This is a genomic window from Methylobacterium sp. J-078 (genome assembly GCF_022829285.1).
GTDB lineage: Bacteria > Pseudomonadota > Alphaproteobacteria > Rhizobiales > Beijerinckiaceae > Methylobacterium.
Genome location: NZ_JAKSYI010000076.1, coordinates 13,792 through 32,927 on the forward strand (window position 1 = coordinate 13,792; position 19,136 = coordinate 32,927).

11 protein-coding genes and 1 pseudogene are annotated in these 19,136 nt (G+C 70.3%); 3 read left to right on the forward strand and 9 right to left on the reverse strand.

The window, feature by feature from the left end; genetic code table 11:
• Positions 1-48 precede the first annotated feature (48 nt).
• The 4 genes and pseudogenes from MKK58_RS12625 to rocF all read right to left on the reverse strand — a co-directional run.
• Positions 49-2,157, reverse strand: a pseudogene (locus tag MKK58_RS12625) (M48 family metalloprotease); the annotation flags it as partial.
• A 123-nt stretch (positions 2,158-2,280) separates the two neighbouring features.
• Positions 2,281-3,531: an exonuclease SbcCD subunit D gene (locus tag MKK58_RS12630; protein ID WP_243912391.1), complete on the reverse strand. Its 1,251-nt coding sequence runs from the start codon at positions 3,529-3,531 to the stop codon at positions 2,281-2,283.
• Between the two features lie 175 nt (positions 3,532-3,706).
• A complete protein-coding gene (locus MKK58_RS12635) occupies positions 3,707-4,930 on the reverse strand; it encodes a sensor domain-containing diguanylate cyclase (protein WP_243912392.1) in 1,224 nt (407 codons plus the stop codon).
• 166 nt (positions 4,931-5,096) lie between these two features.
• The gene (rocF, locus tag MKK58_RS12640; RefSeq protein ID WP_243912393.1) at positions 5,097-6,053 is read right to left on the reverse strand and encodes an arginase; all 957 of its coding nucleotides are present in this window, start codon (positions 6,051-6,053) and stop codon (positions 5,097-5,099) included.
• A 513-nt stretch (positions 6,054-6,566) separates the two neighbouring features.
• On the opposite strand from rocF, the gene MKK58_RS26850 reads away from it, so the two are divergent.
• The gene (locus MKK58_RS26850; protein WP_279578357.1) at positions 6,567-6,695 is read left to right on the forward strand and encodes a hypothetical protein; all 129 of its coding nucleotides are present in this window, start codon (positions 6,567-6,569) and stop codon (positions 6,693-6,695) included.
• 39 nt (positions 6,696-6,734) lie between these two features.
• Here the strand turns inward: MKK58_RS26850 and MKK58_RS12645 are convergent, their stop codons facing one another.
• The 3 genes from MKK58_RS12645 to MKK58_RS12655 all read right to left on the reverse strand — a co-directional run bounded on the left by MKK58_RS12645 (position 6,735) and on the right by MKK58_RS12655 (position 10,341).
• On the reverse strand, positions 6,735-9,131 hold the full coding sequence (locus MKK58_RS12645; protein ID WP_243912426.1) for a type IA DNA topoisomerase: 2,397 nt from the start codon (positions 9,129-9,131) through the stop codon (positions 6,735-6,737).
• 239 nt (positions 9,132-9,370) lie between these two features.
• Complete coding sequence (locus MKK58_RS12650) at positions 9,371-9,670, reverse strand: hypothetical protein (RefSeq protein ID WP_243912394.1); 300 nt, start codon at positions 9,668-9,670, stop codon at positions 9,371-9,373.
• A 281-nt stretch (positions 9,671-9,951) separates the two neighbouring features.
• Positions 9,952-10,341, reverse strand: a complete 390-nt coding sequence (locus MKK58_RS12655) for a helix-turn-helix domain-containing protein (RefSeq protein WP_243912395.1) — start codon at positions 10,339-10,341, stop codon at positions 9,952-9,954.
• A gap of 1,247 nt (positions 10,342-11,588) precedes the next feature.
• On the opposite strand from MKK58_RS12655, the gene MKK58_RS12660 reads away from it, so the two are divergent.
• Positions 11,589-14,195 carry an EAL domain-containing protein gene (locus MKK58_RS12660; RefSeq protein WP_243912396.1) on the forward strand — a complete coding sequence of 869 codons (2,607 nt, stop codon included), beginning with the start codon at positions 11,589-11,591 and terminating at the stop codon, positions 14,193-14,195.
• 18 nt (positions 14,196-14,213) lie between these two features.
• Here MKK58_RS12660 and MKK58_RS12665 read toward each other — a convergent pair whose 3' ends face one another.
• Positions 14,214-14,816 (reverse strand): PAS domain-containing protein, encoded by a 603-nt coding sequence (locus MKK58_RS12665; protein ID WP_243912397.1) that lies wholly within the window; start codon positions 14,814-14,816, stop codon positions 14,214-14,216.
• A 263-nt stretch (positions 14,817-15,079) separates the two neighbouring features.
• Entirely contained in the window at positions 15,080-17,371 is a 2,292-nt protein-coding gene (locus MKK58_RS12670) for a hypothetical protein (RefSeq protein ID WP_243912398.1), read from the reverse strand.
• A 350-nt stretch (positions 17,372-17,721) separates the two neighbouring features.
• Here MKK58_RS12670 and MKK58_RS12675 point away from each other — a divergent pair, with 350 nt between their 5' ends.
• Positions 17,722-19,128: a class I SAM-dependent methyltransferase gene (locus MKK58_RS12675; RefSeq protein ID WP_243912399.1), complete on the forward strand. Its 1,407-nt coding sequence runs from the start codon at positions 17,722-17,724 to the stop codon at positions 19,126-19,128.
• Positions 19,129-19,136 lie beyond the last annotated feature (8 nt).

A 19,136-nucleotide genomic window follows, 5' to 3' on the forward strand; every position in this document is an offset into this window, starting at 1 on the left:
GAACGCGTTGATCCAACCCAGGGCGGGGGACGGCAGGCGCGGGGGAACGGGGGCGGCCGCGTCGGCCGGGCGCCGGTCGGCGCAGCCGCCGTCGGCCTCGGCCAGGAGCCGCCGCGCCTCCGCCATGGCCCGGTAGCGGCCGATCGCGTCGGCGAAGTCCTGCGGCGTCATCCGGCGCGGCAGGCCGAGGGCGATCGTGACGATCCGGCGCTTCGGGTCGAGGGTCAGGCCGCGCCCGCCCGGCACGCGACCGGGGAATGGCGTCTGCGGGGACAACAGCAGGCGGGTGACGAGGCCGGTCCGATTCACACGCATGTCGAGATCGGCGACCTCGCCCCAGGCGATCGTGCGGTCGAGGCCGGGCACGGCGAGCCCCGCGGGACGCAGGATCAGGGTGGTCCGCTCGCCCCGCCACAGGCGGTAGGCGCCGAACGCGGCCAGGAGGGCGCCGAGGGCGAGCGCCACCCCCGCCACGAGGCCGGCCTGCCCGGTCGCGAGCCCGGGGAGGCCGAGGCCGACCAGTCCCAGGGCCGCGGCGGCGAACAGGCCGCCGGCCACCAGCAGGACGATGGCGCCAGGACGGCTGTTGTCGCGCAGCACCCAATCCGCCTCGTCGACGGCTTCCGCCGTCGCTTCCAGATGGGCCCGCACCGCCGCCTCGTGGTCCCGGACCGCGCCGAGGAAATCCGCCGTCGCGTCCCGGCTGAGCCCAGCGGGGTCGGCGAAGTAGCCGCCGAGCTGCCCGAGGGCGTGCGGCGGCGGCGTGGCGGCGGCCCGCGCCAGGAGGTCCGGGTCGAGGGCGACGCCGAGGGCGGCCACGCGCTCGCGGGTCGGCGGATGGGTGTCGGTGGGGTGGGCCTGCTCCGCCTCCAGGTGCAGGCCCGGATCGTCGAGGCCTCGGGCGACGGCGCGGTCGAGGGCGGCGGCCACGAGGTCGGCGGGCGCCCCGCCGGGCGTCTCGGCGGCCGCCTCCAGGGCCTCGGCGATGCGCGGCTGGACGGCCCCGGTGCGCAGCAGCGCGCGGGCGGCGGCCTCCGGCGTGGTGAGCCCCGCACCGGCCGCGTCGGCCGCGAATTCCCGGGCCCGGCTCCAGTGGCGCACGGCGAGGTGGAAGCGCTCCATCACGAACAGGCCGAGGCGCAGGGACGGGCCGAGCAGCCCGAGCGAGCCCTGGTGGCCCGCCGCCACGGCGTCGAGGGAGCGCCCGACACCGGCATAGATCGGCAGGAAGCGCTGGCTGTAGGCGGTGTCGCCGCCGGCATAGTGGGCGAGCTCGTGGCCGATGATCGCCGCGACCTCGTCGCCGCGCATCAGCGCGAGGTAGGGCAGGGGCAGGTAGAGGATCCGGCCGGTCAGGCGCTCGCCGCCGGGTTCGAGCACGGCCGGGCCGGCGCTGACGAAGAAACCGCCGGTGAGGCCGACCACGACGGCCTCGGGCTTCAGGGCCCCGAGGCGTTCGGCGAGGCCCTCGGTGAGGCGCCACAGCCCGGGCGCCTCGGCCTGCGAGACGCGACGGCCGAAGATCGGCAGCGGGTCGGGCTCGAAGGCGGCCAGCGCCCGGCGCAGGCCCAGGACGGTGCGGCCGGCGGCCCACAGGATCGCCCCCACGGCGACCGCGGCGATGCCCAGGAGCTTCATCGCGTCGCCGCTGAGGCCGGATTGCGCCAGGAGCCCCGCCTCGACGATCACGGCGGCGACGGTCGCGGTGGCCGCCGCCAGGATCTGGAGCGCGAGGGTCGCCGGCAGCAGGCGCCGCACCAGGGAGAATCCGCGCACCAGGGCGTCGCGCGAGCTGCGGCCCACCCAGCCGAGGGCGGCACCGGCCAGCAGCACCAGGACCGAGAGGAGGGCGGCGAGCCCGCCCCCCGCCACGACGACGGGGGGCAGCAGGCGGCGCCAGTCCATCAGCGTGGTCAGGGTCGCGGCCTGGCCCTCGGCCGCGCGCGCCTTGTCGAGGGCGAGGGGTCCGCCGTAGACTTGGCCGCCGTGGCGGAACTGCAGGCGGAAATCGACGCGCCCGTCCCGCGGCGCCCGCGCGGCGAGATCCGCGACGATCGCGGACAGGCGCGCCTGCTCGGCCGCGAAGGCGGCCCGGTCGTCCTCGGCCCGGCGCCCCTCCCAGAGCCCGAGCAGCACGAAGGCGAGCGGCAGCAGCACCGTCGCGGCGACGAGGCTCGCGAGGGCGCGCAGGCGCAGGGGCGGGCGCGAGGGAGTCGAGCTGGAAATCGGACAAACCTCCTCGGTGCGGGATCTCGGGGGCCGGCGGGTTCGGGCCGGGTACTAGCAGGTCCGCCCGGAGAGGCGTCCCAGGATCACCGCCTCGGCCTCCGCGCAGAGGGCGTCGAGGTCGGCGGCGAGATCGTCCTCGGCGGCCAGCCCCGCCGGCATCTTGGCGGCGATCTCGGCGAGCGCCGCCCGGGCACGGGCGCGGAACTCCGGCTCGTGGTCGACCGCCGCCAGCAGGGTCGCGGGGTCGATGGCCGCGAAGGCCTCGGGGCGGGCCTCGGTGTCCGGCCGGCGGGGGCGCTCGGTCTCGATCCGCAGGCGCTCCAGCCAGATGTCCTCGTGGATGCGGTGGGCGGCGGCCTGGATCTCGGCGGTGAGACCCTCGCGGTCGGCGGCGAGGCGGTCGTGGGCGGGGGTCTGCCCGGACAGGCGCACCCGCACGGCCAGGAGCCGCGCGGCCGCCGCCTCGGCGAGGGGCCGCAGGGCCGCCTCGATCGCCGCGACCGCCTCGCGCTCGCCGGCGACGCCCGAGAGGTCGACGTCGAGGGCGTGGAAGCGGGCCTGGTCGACGATGAGGCGCTCCACGCCGCTCACCCGGCCGTCGGCGACCGAGACCAGGACGGCGCCTTTGGGCCCGCATTCGCGGATGCTGCGCCCCTGGAGGTTGCCCGGGAACACGATCCAGGGGTCGCGGGAAAGCTCGGCGTAGTCGTGCACGTGGCCGAGGGCCCAGTAGGCGTAGCCCCGTCCCGCTAGGTCCGCCACCGAGCAGGGCGCGTAGGTGGCGTGGGCCGCGTGGCCGGTGCAGGAGGTGTGCAGGACGCCGATGTTGAACCAGCCCGGGACGGCGGCCGGGTAGGTGAGGGCGTAGTTCTCCTCCACCGCCCGGTTGGGGAAGCTGCGCCCGTGCAGCGCCACCTTGAGGGGCTCCAGGCGGTGGGTCTCGGCCCGGGTGGCGGAGAAGCCGCGCACGGAGGCCGGCAGGGTGATCGAGCGGGTGATGACGCTCTCGGCGTCGTGGTTGCCCCGCACCAGGATGACGGGAATGCCGGCCCGGTCGAGGCGGGCGACCTGCCGGGCGAAGAACAGCCCGATGGTGTTGTCGGACCAGTCGCCGTCATAGACGTCGCCGGCCACGATCAGGAAGGCGACGCCCCGCTCGATGGCTTGTCCGACGAGGTCCTCGAAGGCCCGGCGCCCGGCCGAGGCGAAGCGCCGGGCGATCTCCGGGTCCTTGAGGGCGAGGCCGGCGAGGGGAGAGCCGAGATGCAGGTCGGCGGCGTGGATGAAGGTGAACGCGGACATGGAACGCGGACGGGGTCCCTGGGCTCGCGCGCCCCACGCGGTCGGGGTCCGGGGCGGGGCCGCAACCTCGCGGGTTTGGCGGCCGATTGCAACGCGGAGCCGTCAGGGCTGCGCGGATGCCCGCCGTTGTAGGCCGTGAACGCTTATCGCCGCCCGGCCCGAAGGGCCGTCCCCCTCACACGAACGCCACGTCGAGGTGCCCGTCCCGCCGCAGGGCGATGCGGCAGCGGCGGGAGAAGCGGTCGTCGCGGATCGAGAGGCGGAAGGTCTCGGGCACGTCGCGGGCGTCGACCACGTTGAGGGCGGCCCCCGCCTCCGACAGGCTGCGCACGGTGCAGTCGAGCCCCGCGCGGCCGTCGTCGAAGGAGAGCAGCCCCGCCTTCAGGACCCGCCGGGCGCCGGCCCCGGAGGACGGGCGCGGCCCACCGGCGACGCAGCGGTTCCGGCCCGCGGCCTTGGCGGCGTAGAGTGCGGCGTCGGCGCTCGCCAGAAGGCCGTCCACATCGGGGCCGTGCACCTCGGTGGCGCCCGCAGCGAGGGCCGCCACGCCGAAGCTCGCGGTCAGCCGCAGGGTCCCGCCCGGGATCGGCACGCGCAGGTTCGCGATCGCCGCCCGCAGGGTCTCGGCCACCGCCAGGGCGGCGGCGTGACCGGTCTGGGGCAGCAGAACCGCGAATTCCTCGCCGCCGAGGCGGCCGAACGCGTCGGAGCCGCGCAGCCGCTCCCGGCAGGCCGCCGCCACCTCGGCCAGGACCCGGTCGCCGACCGGATGGCCGTACCCGTCGTTGACCGCCTTGAAGTGGTCGAGGTCCAGCATGAGGCAGGCGAGCGGCTGCCCGTGCCGCAGGGCCAGGGCGAGGGCGCCCGCGCAGGCCTCGCGGAAGGCCTGGCGCGAGAGGGCGCCGGTGAGCCCGTCCGTCGTGGCCACGCGCCGCAATTCGAGTTCGCGCATCACCACGTGCGAGAGGTCGATCAGGGTCTCGACCTCGTCCGGCCGGAAGTCCCGCGGCCGGGTGTCCAGGGCGCACAGGGTGCCGATGGCGACGCCCTGCGGGGTCCGCAGGGGCACGCCGGCATAGAACCGGATCAGCGGCGGCCCGAGAACGAAGGGGTTGGCGGAAAAGCGCGGGTCGGCGGCGGTGTCGGGCACCACGAGGCAGCGCGGCTCGCGCAGGGCGATGTTGCACAGGGCCGGCCCCCGCGCGGTCTCGCAGGCCTCCACGCCCGAGCGGGCCTTGAACCACTGGCGATGGGCGTCGATCAGCGAGATGGTCGACATCGGCACGTCGAAGATCCGCCGGATCAACCGGGTGATGCGGTCGAAGGCCTCCTCCTGTGGCGTGTCGAGGATGTCGTAGCGGTCGAGGGCGGCCAGCCGCGCCTGTTCCTCATTCTGCATCGCGTCGTCTCGTGGCCCCCCGGCGTCGGGCATTCCGAGAGGATCTACCCAAAGATCATTACCGAATTGCCTCGTATTGTCCGCCGTTTTGCATGCAATCTGAGACTGATTGGCCGAATACGTTGCAATCCTGTCACGGCGGGAACACAATTCATCGCCGAACGGATCAGTTGCTTTGGGTCGGCCGGTCGAGGACGCGGCGGCCCATCAGGCTGGCGGCGAGGTCGACCATGAGGTGGGCCGTGCGACCGCGCTCGTCGAGGAAGGGGTTGAGCTCGACGAGGTCGAGGCTGCCGACGAGGCCGGAATCGTGCAGCATCTCCATGATCAGGTGCGCCTCCCGGAAGGTGGCGCCCCCCGGCACCGTGGTGCCGACGCCGGGCGCGATGCCGGGATCGAGGAAATCCACGTCGAGGCTGACATGCAGGCGCCCGCCCGCCGCCGCGACCCGGCCGAGGAAAGCCCGGAGCGGCGCCACCACGCCGGCCTCGTCGATGGTGCGCATGTCGTGGACCAGCACCCCGGCCGCGCGCACCGCCTCCCGCTCGGCCGGGTCGAGGCTGCGCGTGCCCATGAGGCAGACATGGGCCGGGTCGACGGGGGCGGGCGGGGCCGGCAGGTATCCCTCGAAACCCGGCATCCCGGTGGCGTAGGCCAGGGGCACACCGTGCAGGTTGCCGCTCGTGGTGGTGGCCAGCGTGTGGAAATCGGCGTGCGCGTCGAGCCAGAGCACGTAGAGCGGGCGCCCCTCGGCGGCAGCCCGGCGCCCGAGGCCCGAGAGGGTGCCGGCCGAGAGGCTGTGGTCACCCCCGAGGAAGATCGGCAGGCCCTCACCGCTCGCCGCGAAGGCCGCTTCGGCGAGGATCTCCGTCCAGGCCGCGAAGGCGGGTAGATGCCGCAGGGCCCCGTTGGGGTGGGCGCGCGCCGGGGCCACGCCGGGCGGCGGCGGCGGCGCGAGATCGCCCGCATCGACGATGTCGTGCCCGAGGCCCGACAGGGTCTCGGCGAGGCCCGCCGCCCGGTAGGCGCTCGGCCCAATGTCGCAGCCCAGGCGCCCGGCCCCCTCCTGCACGCGGGCCCCGATGAGGATGCAGCGCGGAGTCACCGTCGCGGGATTGGTCATGTCAAAGTTCGTCATAACCCGTCTCGCCTCGCATCCGGTTCGGAGCCGCCACCGCGGTGGCCCGTGCCAAGGCGCTCTCCTGCCAGGGCCGTGCCGCCCGGCGAGCGGACACGTTGGGCCCGGGTGACGACGCCTTCAAGACGGCGCGGATCGCCGCGGCGACGGGAACCCTGGCGGCTCGATCCATCGGCGGACGACGGCGTCCATCCGCCCGGGGTTGGCCGGCCCCCTCGACGCCGCCACCCATAGGCGAAGCGCACTTCCTGCGAGAATGTTTCGCCTCCGCTCGGTCCCCGGTCCGAAAGCGACGCCGAACGTCTCCCGACTCCCGTCGACAAGTCTTCGTTAACCAATCCGGTCCCAGCCTCCGGGGGTCCCGCCGGAGCGGGTGCGGCACCCGGTCCGCCCCGGCTCCGTCCTTAATCCCGCCCGGTTCTCGGAGCCCAATGGTTCCAAGGCCGATGGTCCCGCCGCGAGGCGGAGCCGACCGGTCCTAGTACAAGGAGTCTACCCATGATCAAAACGCTGCTGGCGCTCCTCACCGTCGCCGCCGTCCTGACGATCCGGGCCTTCCTCAAGCTCCTCTGGCTGCCGTTCCAGAGCTTCGGCGGGCTGTTCCGCAACCGCCCCGCCGCGACCTGACACGGGGCGCCCGCCGTGTGACCGGGTGCAGGCAAACCCTCAGCATGATGCACCACGGGGTGCCCGCTTGGCGCCCGCGCGCCGCGGCCGGGCCGCCGGCCTGCCAGATTCCTTCGCCGACTCTCGCGCTGGCCGCTTGACCGATTTCTTGACCGGGCGGGCGGCCGGTTCGTCGGCCCCGGCGCCCGCCGCTTGCGCGTCCAGGAAGCGCCGGCAGGCCTCGAACCGCGCCTCGACCTCGGGCGGACAGTCGAGCCCCCGCGCCTCCGCGAGGCGGCGCGCATAGGCCAGCATGGCCGAACTCGGCGCCCGCTCCGCGCCCTTCGGCCCAGCCGCCGCACGCGCCCCCGCATGGGCATCGAGGAAGGCCCGGCAGCGGGCCAGGCTGCTCTTGCACCCCCGCGGCAGGGGCACGCCCTTGCGCGCGGCCAGGGACACCGCGAAGGCGACCATGGCGGGCGTCGGCGCGCCGCCGCCCCGCCCCGAATTCGCGTTCGCCGGAATCAGGCTCGGATCGAGGCTGACGGCTTGCGCCCGCGCGGTGGCGGCGATGAGCCCGTCCAGGCGCTCGCGGGTGCGCCGCCGAAAGCTGTCCGCCCGCGCCCGCGCCTCGTCCCGGGTGGTGGCCCGCCCGATCTCGGCCAGTTCCGCCTCGAACATCGCCCGCCCCACCGGATCGCCGTAGGCCGGGAACACCCGCCGCACCGCCGCGATGAAGGCGCGCCCCACCTCCGTCACCGTGATGGCCGGGTCCTTGCCGCCGGCGAGCGAAATGTAGTGGCTCTTCAGGAGCTTGGGCAGGATGGTGTCGCGGGTCGCCGCCGTGCCGAGCCCCTTCGGCTCGTTCGGGTTGACGGGGTTTTCCAGGGCCCGCTTGGCGGCCGGGTCCTCCACCTGATCGATCAGGCGCCCCATCACCACGGGCAACTCGCCCCGGGTGATCCGCCGGGGCGGCTCGGTCACGGCCTCGGCGATCTCGGCCCCCGTGGCGCTCGCCCCCGCACCGTCCCGCACCGGCGGCAGGGCCCCGGCGCTCGCCTCGTCCTCGGCCCGCGCCTTTCCGGGCACGGCATCCACATCGGCCTCCGCCTCGGTGCCGTAGACCGCGCGCCAGCCCGGTACGCGCACGACCCGCCCCGTCACGCTGAAGCGCTTCGACCCCAGCGCCGTGGCCACCGCCGCCGCCACCACGGTGCGGGCATCGATGCCGTCGGGCAGGTGCGCGGCGCAGAAGGCCCGCGCCACGAGGTCCCACAGGCGGAACAGGTCGGCGGCGAGCCGGCCCGGCGCCGGCACCTTGCGCAGGGGCACGATGGAGTGGTGCTCGCCCGGATCCTTGACGTAATGCCCCTTGGCCCCGCGCCGGATCACGGGGGGGCCCGCCGCCACCAGGGCCGCGACGTCCGGCAGCACGCTGCCCACGGCGGCCAGCACGGCGGCGGCATCCCCGGCCTGCCCGTCGGGCAGGGACTCGGATTCGGTGCGCGGGTAGCTGAGATAGCCCTGGTCGTAGAGCTCCTGGGCGAGGCGCGCGGTCTGCTGCGGGTCCCAGCCGAAGCGCTTGGCGCAGCGCCGGGCCAGGGTGTCCTTGGAGAACAGGCGCGGGGGCGCGCGGCGCTGGTCGCGCTGCTCCACGGCCAGCGGCCCCGACCAGGCCGCGGCGGCGGCCCGGATCACCTCCGCGGCCTCCCGCTCGAAGATCCGGTCCTTGGGCATGTGCCACAGGGTCAGGGCGGCCCCCTCGGCCGTCTCGAGGTGCAGCGCGACCTTGAAGAAATCCTGCGGCACGAACGACCGGATGCGCTCTTCGAGGTCGGCCAGGATGGCGAGCGTCGGCGACTGCACGCCGCCGAAGCGCCAGGGCTCGCGGAAGGCGGCGGGGCGCAGCCTGAGCGAGATGGCGCGGGTGCCGTTCAGGCCGAGGTGATAATCCTCGTACTGACGGCAGAGGGCCTCCAGGTAGGCGGCGTAGTCGCGCGCGCCGGAATCCGGTTCCCGCGCCAGCGCCGCGAAGGCGCGCCGGATCGAGACGTCGTCGAGGGCGCCGAGTTTCAGGCGGTCGACGCGCCCGCGCCAGCCGAGATGCTCCAGCACCTCCCAGGCGATCATCGAGCCCTCGCGCCCCGGATCGGTGGCGATGATCACGCGCTCGACGCCCCGCAGCGCCTGACCGATCGCCGCGAGCTTGCCCGCATGCGACTGGCCCGAGCGGTTCGTGCCGCAGCGCACCGGAATCGTGTCGACCACGATGGGCAGGGCCTCGAAGTGCCAGGGCTTCCATTCGGGCCGGATCTCACCGGGCTCCTCGGCGGCGAGGAGGTGCCCCTCGGCGGAGACGCAGACGGTGTCGGGCGAGCGGAAGAAGCGCTGGAGCTGGCGCATCGCCGACGGTTTCTCGAAGAAGAACAGCGTGCGGCCAGCCCTCGGGGCCGCCATGGCGGCGGCCGTCATGCCCGCCAACCACCGCACGGGCTCGGGTCCGGGCCGAAGCGGAGGAAGCGGTCGGGGGCCATGCTGCTCTCCTGCGACCGCGCGAGCCCAGCCGCGCCGAACGAGTTCCTGCTTCGTTCTTATCTAGCGGCCAGTACCCCCGCAAGGCAAGGGGCCGCCGGCGGTCTTGCCGGCAGCCCCATGACAGGATGGAGACCGTGTGTCGGGGTGCGCGGCGCCGGGCCTCACTCCGACTTCGAGACCGCCTCCGCCTCGACGCCGTCATGGGCGCTCGACCGGCGCCGCAGCAGGCGCAGGTTCTCGGGCGCGAAGGCGCCCTCCACCTGGCCCCACTCGTTTCGAAGCCCGATATTGACGCGGCCGTTCGCGTCCACCATCAGGCCACGCACCTCGGCCGTCACGCCGCCCCAATCGAATTGCAGGGCGCCGCCGGAACGGAGGATCTCGACCTCGTCGCCGATGCGGAACAGGTTCGCCCGCTCCACGACGCTCATGGCGAGGGGCTGTTTCGTGAGTGTCCGCATCGTCTGTTCCTGGTGTGTCCCCGTCGGCCGATCAAACTCTCGATCCAGCGCGCTCCGCCGGATCTGCTGGGACGTCCGACGTTGTCTGTGTTGAGAAGCCTATCTGCCCGGATCGCGTCTCCGGCCCTCGATGCCGAGGGAGCGGCGTGGAGTCCGACCGGTCCGCCGGACTGACCGGCATCCTCTCGTCCAAGGCGCCGGTCGAAGGCGAACCCACGAGCCTGACAGTCCCGACCATGTCCCTGCTATCAGCCGGCGGCCGATCCGTCAGCGCGGGAAGACTACCGACCCGATTCGATCTCGCTGAAGACGCGGGCCAGTTCAGCGAGCAGGTAACGCGCGCGCGGATCCTTGATCTTGTCGAAGGACTCCTTGAACAAGGCGCTTTCCGGTGTCGCCTGCGAATAGGTACCGTCGGAAGACTTTTCGACCGCGCTGGCCTCCGGCCTCGACTCGTAGAAATAGTTGATGTCGACGCCGAGGGCTTGAGCAATGCGATGAAGCTTCTCTGCCGCAATCTTGCTTCGACCGCTCTCGTATTTCTGGACCTGCTGGAAGGTCACGCCGAGCGCATTGCCTAGGTTGGCTTGGCTAAGGCCGGCAGACCGCCGCAACGATTTGATACGATGCCCGATCTCTCCAGCACTTCCATCTTTGTTCGTGTCTGACATTACCGCCATACTCGGAGCTGTTCTTCTGTCCTGCCCTCACGACTCACATGGAACAGTGAGCCTGCCTGTGCGAACGTCCCATCCCCGTTTATCGGCGCCGCGGGCAGCGCGAACACCCCTCTTGTTGGAACCATGGCCTTGACGGACATGATCCTCAGGAATGCGCGCACGTTAGCATTGTCCTCGCCCGGGGGCATGTCCGTCGGAGTACCGAGTGCGACGTCGACAATCGTCAGCCCGCCCGAATGCCGAGCCGGCTCGTCTCCTCTCGAAACCCCGACTTGCGACCGTCATCGATCGCGAATCGAATTGCGCGGACGCTACTGACTTCGATCGCCATCGCCAATCCTCCGCAGAGTTCACAATGTCGTATACCTTATACCAGAACATTCACCTCAAAAGCGAGCGAAACGCCCTGCATCGCGATTTGTCATCCGATCCGGGATCAGGTCAACCATGAACTTGAAGTATCTCTGGAATTCATACTCGCATCGAGAAGAACGGGATCGCCACAATCCGAGTTGTCGCTATCGATTTGCAGAACAATATCTCATCATGACAGCCTAGACGACAAGTTCTGATTGGCTTCACTCGGAATTCTGGGATCTTCGAAGGCTATCACGGCCTTGGACTGAGACAGTCGTGACGCCGAAGACGGAATTCGCGGACAATAAATACATCCGCCACCGAGAAACAAATCCTCTGTGGATATCCGTCCGCCGAACCGATGCTTCGAGAGAGCCGCCGCCTCGATTCAGGGGCACAGGGCAAAGATCGTTCTCTCCAGGCCTGGATCAGGTTCCGGACCCGTCGACCATCCAGTCGTCGCGGCGTTCCGCCCGAGCCATCGAAAACGCCGCCTCTCGCCCGCATCGACCAGGACGTGGCGGAGGACTCGGCCTGAGCGCCCCCATCCGGGTCGCCTGGACAGGCCGCGCCGAGCGCAAAATCCTGCCCTTCGATGCCGTCCGATCGAGCTTCGTGCCCTGCAACATGGAGGCGCGCCCTTCCGCCGCCCGGCCACGCGAGCCCGCCGGCCCAAACTGACGGGTCGCCCTCTCCACGAATTCCGAGCCGCGCGGCGGCCCGACGTCCAGGCTCGGGAGCGGGACGGAGGCATTCACGCGCCGCAAAAGGAAATTCGAGCCTGATAAGCGATAAAATCGCCTTTTAGAAACATTTCTTGGCCACTTATTCTTATTCAGGTTGTTTTTGCGTTGTGTCCCTGGTGGCCGGGAGTTGGACCCATGTTCGATGCCAACGATGAGCGCCAGAGGCTCAGGGCCCTTCGCGATCTCAAGATCATGGATTCGGGCCCCGATCCCCATCTGGACGCGGTCTGCCGAATGGCCGCGAACCTCTTCGATTCGCCCATGGCGGCCGTTCAACTCGTCGACGAGGACCGGATCTGGCTCAAGGCCAAAGTCGGCATCGCCGCCGACAGCCTGGCGCGCCAGGGCGCGTTCTGCGAACACACCCTCCAGGGCGAGGGCAACACCCCGCTGATCATCCGCGACCTCCTGCACGACGCGCGCTCGGCCACGAGTCCGTTCGTCATCGGCGAGCCGCATGCCCGCTTCTACGCGGGCGTGCCCCTCGCCCTCCGGTCCGGGCTCAATCTCGGCACGTTCTGCGTGATGGACCGGCAGCCGAGAGCGGATTTCCCGGCGCGCGCGATCCGTCAGCTCCAGGATCTGGCCCTGATCGTGGAGGCGCACCTGCGGCTGTACGAGGCCAAGCGTGCGAGCGAGGTGGAGTCCGGGCAGCGCTGCGCGGCGGAGCATGCGCTGCGCGCGAGCGAGCAGCGCTTCCGCCTCCTCGCCGAGACGACGACGGACGTCATCATCTGGTCGGACCTGGACACCACCCGCCGCTACGTCTCACCCTCGGTCAGAACGGTGCTGGGCTACGATCCGGACGCGCTGATCGGGACCAAGCCCCTGGATTTCGTCCATCCCGACGACGTCGACGCGTTCCGCCGCGTGCTCGACGATCTGACCGGGGGCCGGGTCGACCAGGCCTCGACGTGCCAGCGCTACCGCTGCCAGGACGGCCGCTGGCTTCCCATGGAAGTCTCGCAGAGCCTGGCGCGCGACCCCGCCACCCGGCGCCCGACCGGCTACGTCACCTCGCTGCGCGACATCACCGAGCGCAAGGCCGTGGAGGATGCGCTGCGCGTCAGCGAGGAGCGCCTGGCCCTCGCGCTCAGCAGCGGAAGCGACGGCCTCTGGGACTGGTCCGTGCCCACCGGCGAGGTCGAGCTCTCGGAGCACTGGGCCGCCATGCTCGACTACGACGCCAGCGAGATCCGCCACCACATCAAATCCTGGAACGCGCTCATCCATCCCGACGACGCCGAGCGTTCCCGGCGTGCCATGCTGGACCATTTCGAGGGCCGCACGCCGACCTTCGCGTGCGAGTACCGCCTCCGGGCCAAGCAGGGCCACTACATCTGGCTTCTGGCGCGGGGCAAGGTCGTCAGCCGCGATGCGAACGGCGCGCCGCTGCGCGTCGTCGGCACCCATTTCGACATCACCCAGCGCAAACGCGACGAGCAGCGCATCGCGCACCTGGCCCTGCACGATCCCCTGACCGACCTGCCGAACCGGACGCTGTTCTGGGAGCGGCTCGATCAGGCGCTGCGGGATGCCGCGCGGAACGGCACGCGGTTCGCTGTCCTCGCCTGCGACCTGGATCGCTTCAAGCAGGTCAACGACACCCTGGGACACCTGGCCGGCGACCGCCTCCTGCGCTGCGTCGCGGAGCGTCTCAAGGCGGCCGTTCGCGACGGCGATACGGTGGCCCGCCTCGGCGGCGACGAGTTCGCCGTCGTCCTGGGGCCGATCGCGCATCCGGGCGATGCGAGCCGCCTGGCGGCACGGGTGATCGAGGCGGTCAACCGGCCGGTCGACCTCGGCGGCCACAGGGTCTCGGTGGGCGCGAGCATCGGGATTGCGCTCTGCGCGGGCGGCCTCGACGGGAACGAACTCTTCCGGCGATCCGACATGGCGCTGTACAAGGCCAAGGCCGCGGGGCGGAACACCTATCGCTTCCACGATTCCCCGATGCAAGCGCAGGGCGACGCGGGCGATTCCCTCGAACGCGACATGCGCGCCGCGATGAAGCGGGGCGGCTTCCTGCTGCACTACCAGCCGATCGTCGATCTCGCGACCGGGTCCGTCACCGGGTTCGAGGCCCTGATGCGCTGGCAGCATCCCCTGAAGGGCGCGATTCCACCCAGCGCGTTCATTCCCATCGCGGAGGAGACCGGCCTCATCATCTCCCTCGGCGCCTGGGCCCTGAAGGAGGCCTGCCACGAGGCGGCGTCCTGGCCGGCCTCCCTGAAGGTCGCCGTCAACGTGTCGGCGCTCCAGTTCCAGCAGATCAGCATGGAGGAGACGGTCGCCCACGCCCTGGCGCAGTCCGGCCTCGCGCCGCATCGCCTCGAACTCGAGGTCACCGAGACGATCCTGATGCAGGATGCGGAGGCGGTGGGCGCGAGCATCCGACGCCTGCGGGCCCAGGGCGTCCGCATCGCCCTCGACGATTTCGGCACCGGGTATTCCAGCCTGAGCTACCTTCACCGCTTCAGCTTCGACACGGTGAAGATCGATCGCTCCTTCGTCGCCGGGATGATCAATCCCCGGACGGCCGCGATCGTCCGCGCGATCGTGACGCTCGCCGTCAATCTCGGCGCCCGCATCACCGCCGAGGGCGTCGAGACGCCGGAACAGCTGGCGTTCGTCAGGGCGGAGGGCTGCACCGAGGTCCAGGGCTACTTCCTCAGCCCGGCCCTGCCGGCCCACGACGTGCTGAAGCTCATCCGCGACGGTCGCCCGCTCGTTCCCGGGTGATCCCGCCCGCGGCGGCCCTCAGTTCATCTGGCTGCGCTGCTCGGCACTCTCGGCCCGGACCATGGCACGGCCGATCTCGAGGAGCAGCATGTCGCTCATCCGGCGCAGGAGCGGCTCGGGAAGTTCGTAGAGCGCCTGCCGCATGGCCATGCAGTGTTCGGCCGCGAGGGGCAGGGGGTGCTGGTGCGCCTCGAGGCACGCGGCACCGGTCGCCTCGAGCGGATCCTGCGTGACGTCGATGAGGAGAACGCGGCCCCACTTCGGACGCCCCGCCGCGTCGCACTGGATGCGGCCGCGCGCGAGGATGCGGCGCGTGACGCCGTCGGCCGAGCGCACGCGGAATTCCTGCCGATAGGCGCGGCCGGCCAGCAGGCTTGCGGCGAGGCCCTGGATCGCGCGCTCGCGATCCTCCGGATGAACCGCTTCGAGGTAGCGATCGAGAGAGACCCCGGCCCGCGCGACCGCGGGCTCGAGATTGAAGAGGAGTGCGACCGCAGCGTCGGCATAGACCCGGTCGTGGACGATGTCCCACTTCCATCGGCCGACGATGTCCGATGCGTCGAGCTTCTCCTGCAGAACGTCCGGCGACGCTTTGGTAGCAAAGACGTGATGGCGTCCCACCTGGCTGCATTCCTCAGTGGTTCCAGTCGACCCGGCGCGAGCGGATCGGAGGCGAAATCAAGGAACAACGCAACGTCATCCGCGCCCCTACGTCCTCAGGGACGCCGTCCTGCAACGGGGCGATATAATGCAAACATCCGGCTTCATCGGGGAATCGACGATTCCGAATTCCCGTACTGATGGCAGATCTAGCATGTTTGATTCATCCGTCACATCGTGTGCAGCGGGGCGCGACGTTATTGCAGCGCGCGCCCTGAAACCTGTCATGCGGACCGGCTTCTCTCCGAGACGAGCACGGGATGCTCGCGCCGACGGACCGGCTCCTTGGGCGCCACCTCCGTCACCGAGGCCAGGACGCGCGCGAGAACGTCCGACGAGAACGTCTCCTTCCAGGATCGATCGGTCCCGGTCAGTCGCTGGCGCTCCCGCGTCTGGAAATCCTCGGCCCGCGTCAGGGCCGCCCTGAGGGCGGCCTCGATGCCGGCGAGCGTCGGCGCGCAGGGCACGATGTTCCGGCAGATCGCCTCGAGTTCCGGCGCCGACCGGTTCTCGTAGGTATTGGTGACGACGACGGCCCCCGTGGCGGCGAATTCGAACGGGACGACGCTGGGATGAGGCGCCAGCATCAGGCTCAGGCCGATGTCGATGCTGTTCATGAAGCGCGCATAATCCTCCTGCGGCATCTTCTGCACCATCTCGATGTGGTGCTCGCCGCCGAGTGGCAGGACGTGGTCGTCCTGCAGGCTTCCCAGGCCCACGAAGCGCCAGCGATGATCGAAGGCGCCCTCGTTGCACAGCTTGCGCAGGGCGAGATATCCGAGTTCGAAGAGGTTGCGGGCCGCATGCATCTCGGGGCGCGCGTAGAATGCGAGCGTGCGCGAGCCCGTATCCTCGTGACGCGGCTCGACCGTCAGGCGCGTCGGCACATGCTCGAAGACGAAGTAGTCCGTACCCTCCCGAGCCCCCTTGTCCAACGCGGCCCTGCCGTCCGCGGTCCTGTTCGGGGCGAAGGGCCCGAGGCCGTGGGTGGCGAAGTACGTCTGCAGGAAGCGGCTGTTGTAGAGGGGGACGTGGTCGAACCGGTAGGCATCCTGCGTCAGCGCGCGCGTGGAGCCGCATTCGTAGAAGATCGGCTCGAATTCCTGCGCCAGCAGGATGAACCGCTTCGCGTTCGTCACCTTCAGCAGGGGTTGTACCACGTAGGCGTCCCAGACCGAGTAGACCACGAAGACGTCGCCTGGACTGAGCGGAATGGGCTTGCCCCTGGCGCGGTTGACGTAGACCGCCTCCTTGATGACGGAGACGAGTTCGCGGTCGCGCTCGCGATAGGTGAAGTAGTCGAGATCGTCGGTGGCGTCTTCCGTGATGAAGATGCCGAGGGCGTGGCCCGCGCGGGCGGCGGCCTTGATCAGCTCGAACACGGCCTTGTAGCCGCCGAAGCTCATGTCGGGATTCAGCATGGGCAGGCAGAACCAGATCCGCGATGCCCCGCGCGGAACCAGGCGATGCGGCAGGGATTTCAGACGCTGGTCGATCTCGTGCGCGCGCTGCACCAATCGCGGCTCGGTCACGCCGGCCATGCGGGTCTCGAGCGCGTATTTCAGGTCATGCAACTGCCGCCGGCCCTCTTCCCGGCCGCTCATGAGGTAGTGGTGGAACCCGGACTGGATCTTGCCGGAACTCACCGCCCGATTGATGTCCGTGTAGAACGTCCGGTACCAGAGCTCGTCGAAGCTCGGATTGGGGCTGTTGCCTTCACGCATGCCGAATTGGGTATAGTGTTGAAGGGCAGCGGAGCGGCTGACCTTCTCACCGAGATAGGTCGAGCAATAATATTCGTGGTCGAACTCGTAGGCGAGCTGATCGCCAAAGGCTTTCTTGGCGAACCCGCCAAGATCCCAGACCGTGTGCCCCAGGCGGCAGCCGTAGATCCTGTAGAATTTTACCGCGTCGATCAGCGGAAAGCATTCGAGAAACTTTCGAACGATCTTGTATGATTTTGTATAGAGCTCGACATTGAAGGAGAGCGGGCCGTCATCCGGCTCGCCGTCGCGCGGGGCGAGTTCGATGTCCAGCGTGGCATTCGGCGAGCGCCCCTCGCGCAGGCCGTAGCCGATGAAGTGCACGAAGCCCGAATAGACATCGCCGCCGGCGATCGCGTCGCGGACGTCCGCGTAGGTATCGACGTACCACTGCTCGTCGAACAGAACGTTCGGGCTGCTGCGGGCATAGGTCGGGTCGGAGAAGTAGACGTCGATGGGATCGGCGCCCTTGGCCACGCCGCCGAGACGCTGCAGGGCGAAGGCACGGTCGAAACAGGCCCGGATGTCGCGGCAGCGCTCGGGGCCCTGGTCCAAGAACCGGCGGCGGCCTTCGGCGAAGGCATCCTCACCGCTCGCGGATGCGATCTCCGGGACGTGTTCCACCATCCGCACGGGCCGTTGCCCGGTGCCGATCGTGGTGCGAAGAGCCTCCTCCGAGGGCCCGTCAGTCCGAGTAAGCAGCGTGTCGCTCGCGGTTTCAGCGCCGAGGCTGGCCCGATCAGCTTGCATCATGAACTCCGTTCCGACGTCGAATCCGGGTTATCTGCCTTTTGAGATCTGGTCCAGTTGCATTATGCAGCTACGATTTGAAATTCCAACCTTCGCGCAGATTTGTCGCTCTCACACCAACCATGAATCGCAGAGGCATCGTCTATCAAGGCGAACAATCACTCCTATGGCTTGCATTGGTGGTTGGCACACCGTATGAATATGGATGTTTCACGCATAAATGCCTATCATGGTTGCGTTTTGCAGCTTCTGATCGGTTGATTCTGCTTCGCTTACGGTGCGGCGTCTGGCCTATCGTACGGACCGCTTCGAACGCGAGGACCGGCGCCCATTCGAACCGAGATGGAAGGCTGATGACCCGTTTCTCCGCCGCACAGGCTTCCAGGGAGCCTGCCGAGGATCCCGTCTCCCTCACCTTCGAGGCGCCCGGCCGCGTCAGGGGCGCGTTCCCTCCGGGCGTCGCGCATCCCGGCCGGGTCACGGTCGCGTGCGACGGACGGAGCTGGGCGACGGTTCCCGTCCGGGCGGACGGCGCGGGCGCGTCGTTCACCTGCGACCTGCCCCCCGTCGGCCTCCCGACACAGGTGCGCGTCGAGGTCCGGGATGCGGATCGCATCCTCGGCCGCCTCACGGCGCAGAGCCTCCCCAAGCGCAATGCCGGCGGCCTCGATGCCCTGAGCGTCCACAGGGTCTGCGACAGCCCCCTGTTCTCGGTCCCCTGGATGCAGTTCGACGGCGCCCGGCTCACGATCTCGGGCGCTCACCTGCCTCCGGCCGGCAATCCCGACCTGCTGTCGGTGTGCTTCGACGAAGGCGTGCGCTTCACGTTCGATTACGGCCTGCAATCGCCGGAATTCGAGAATCACTTCTGGTACTGGCCCAATGCGGGGCTCTCGAACTTCGTGCTGACGATCGACCTCGCCGGAAGCCGGCCGGGCAGCAACCCGTTCCGCTTCACCTTCTCCTACCCGGGCGCCGAGACGGGTCTGCAGGACGTGCCCGTGCCCGTCCGGAGCATCGGCCGCCGCATCAGCGTGCCCGCTGACATGAGCCTGTCGGTCTGCTTCCCCCGCGACGCCACGCAGCTCACGCGGGTGCAGACCTGGTCGAACGACCAGAGCGTTACCTTCACGGGCTACAGCACCTTCCGGGCCCTGGAGGCGCTGTTCGCCCATTACGGGGTCGCGAACCGGACCGGCACCGCGATCCTCGACTGGGGCTGCGGCCACGGCCGCGTCACGCGCCACTTCATCGGGCACTGGCGTCAGGCGCAGATCTCGGGCGCCGACATCGATGCCGAGAACGTGGCCTGGTGCGGGCAGAACCTGGGCGGCCGGTTCACGACCGTCCCGCTGTTCCCGCCGACCGACCTGCCCGAGGCGAGCTTCGACGGCATCTTCGGCGTCTCGGTGATGACCCACCTGACGGACGAGGCCCAGGCGGCCTGGCTCGACGAGATCGCCCGGCTGCTCAAGCCGGACGGCATCGCCCTGATCACCTTCGCGGGTGCTGCGGCGACCGCCTTCTCCTCCGTGTTCCGGAGCGCCGCGTGGTGGCAGGCCTGGGAGGCGCGCGGCTTCGACGACGCCCAGCACGACCCCGCCCTCGACGGCAAGATCGGCAACGACACCTACTATCGCAATACGCTGCACACGATGGCGTATACGCGCGCGCACTGGTCGAAGCACGTCGAGGTCGTCGACATCATTCCGAGTGCGATCGGATATCAGGACATGGCCGTCCTCCGGCGCCGGCGCTGACGGCTCCG

What these genes read in the sequence shown, in the direction of transcription:
- MKK58_RS12630 (WP_243912391.1), bottom strand. Translation starts at nt 3,531, where the DNA reads ATGTCCGCGTTCACCTTCATCCACGCCGCCGACCTGCATCTCGGCTCT.
- MKK58_RS12635 (WP_243912392.1), bottom strand. Translation starts at nt 4,930, where the DNA reads ATGCAGAATGAGGAACAGGCGCGGCTGGCCGCCCTCGACCGCTACGAC.
- rocF (WP_243912393.1), bottom strand. Translation starts at nt 6,053, where the DNA reads ATGACCAATCCCGCGACGGTGACTCCGCGCTGCATCCTCATCGGGGCC.
- MKK58_RS26850 (WP_279578357.1), top strand. Translation starts at nt 6,567, where the DNA reads ATGATCAAAACGCTGCTGGCGCTCCTCACCGTCGCCGCCGTCCTGACG.
- MKK58_RS12645 (WP_243912426.1), bottom strand. Translation starts at nt 9,131, where the DNA reads ATGGCGGCCCCGAGGGCTGGCCGCACGCTGTTCTTCTTCGAGAAACCG.
- MKK58_RS12650 (WP_243912394.1), bottom strand. Translation starts at nt 9,670, where the DNA reads ATGCGGACACTCACGAAACAGCCCCTCGCCATGAGCGTCGTGGAGCGG.
- MKK58_RS12655 (WP_243912395.1), bottom strand. Translation starts at nt 10,341, where the DNA reads ATGTCAGACACGAACAAAGATGGAAGTGCTGGAGAGATCGGGCATCGT.
- MKK58_RS12660 (WP_243912396.1), top strand. Translation starts at nt 11,589, where the DNA reads ATGTTCGATGCCAACGATGAGCGCCAGAGGCTCAGGGCCCTTCGCGAT.
- MKK58_RS12670 (WP_243912398.1), bottom strand. Translation starts at nt 17,371, where the DNA reads ATGATGCAAGCTGATCGGGCCAGCCTCGGCGCTGAAACCGCGAGCGAC.
- MKK58_RS12675 (WP_243912399.1), top strand. Translation starts at nt 17,722, where the DNA reads ATGACCCGTTTCTCCGCCGCACAGGCTTCCAGGGAGCCTGCCGAGGAT.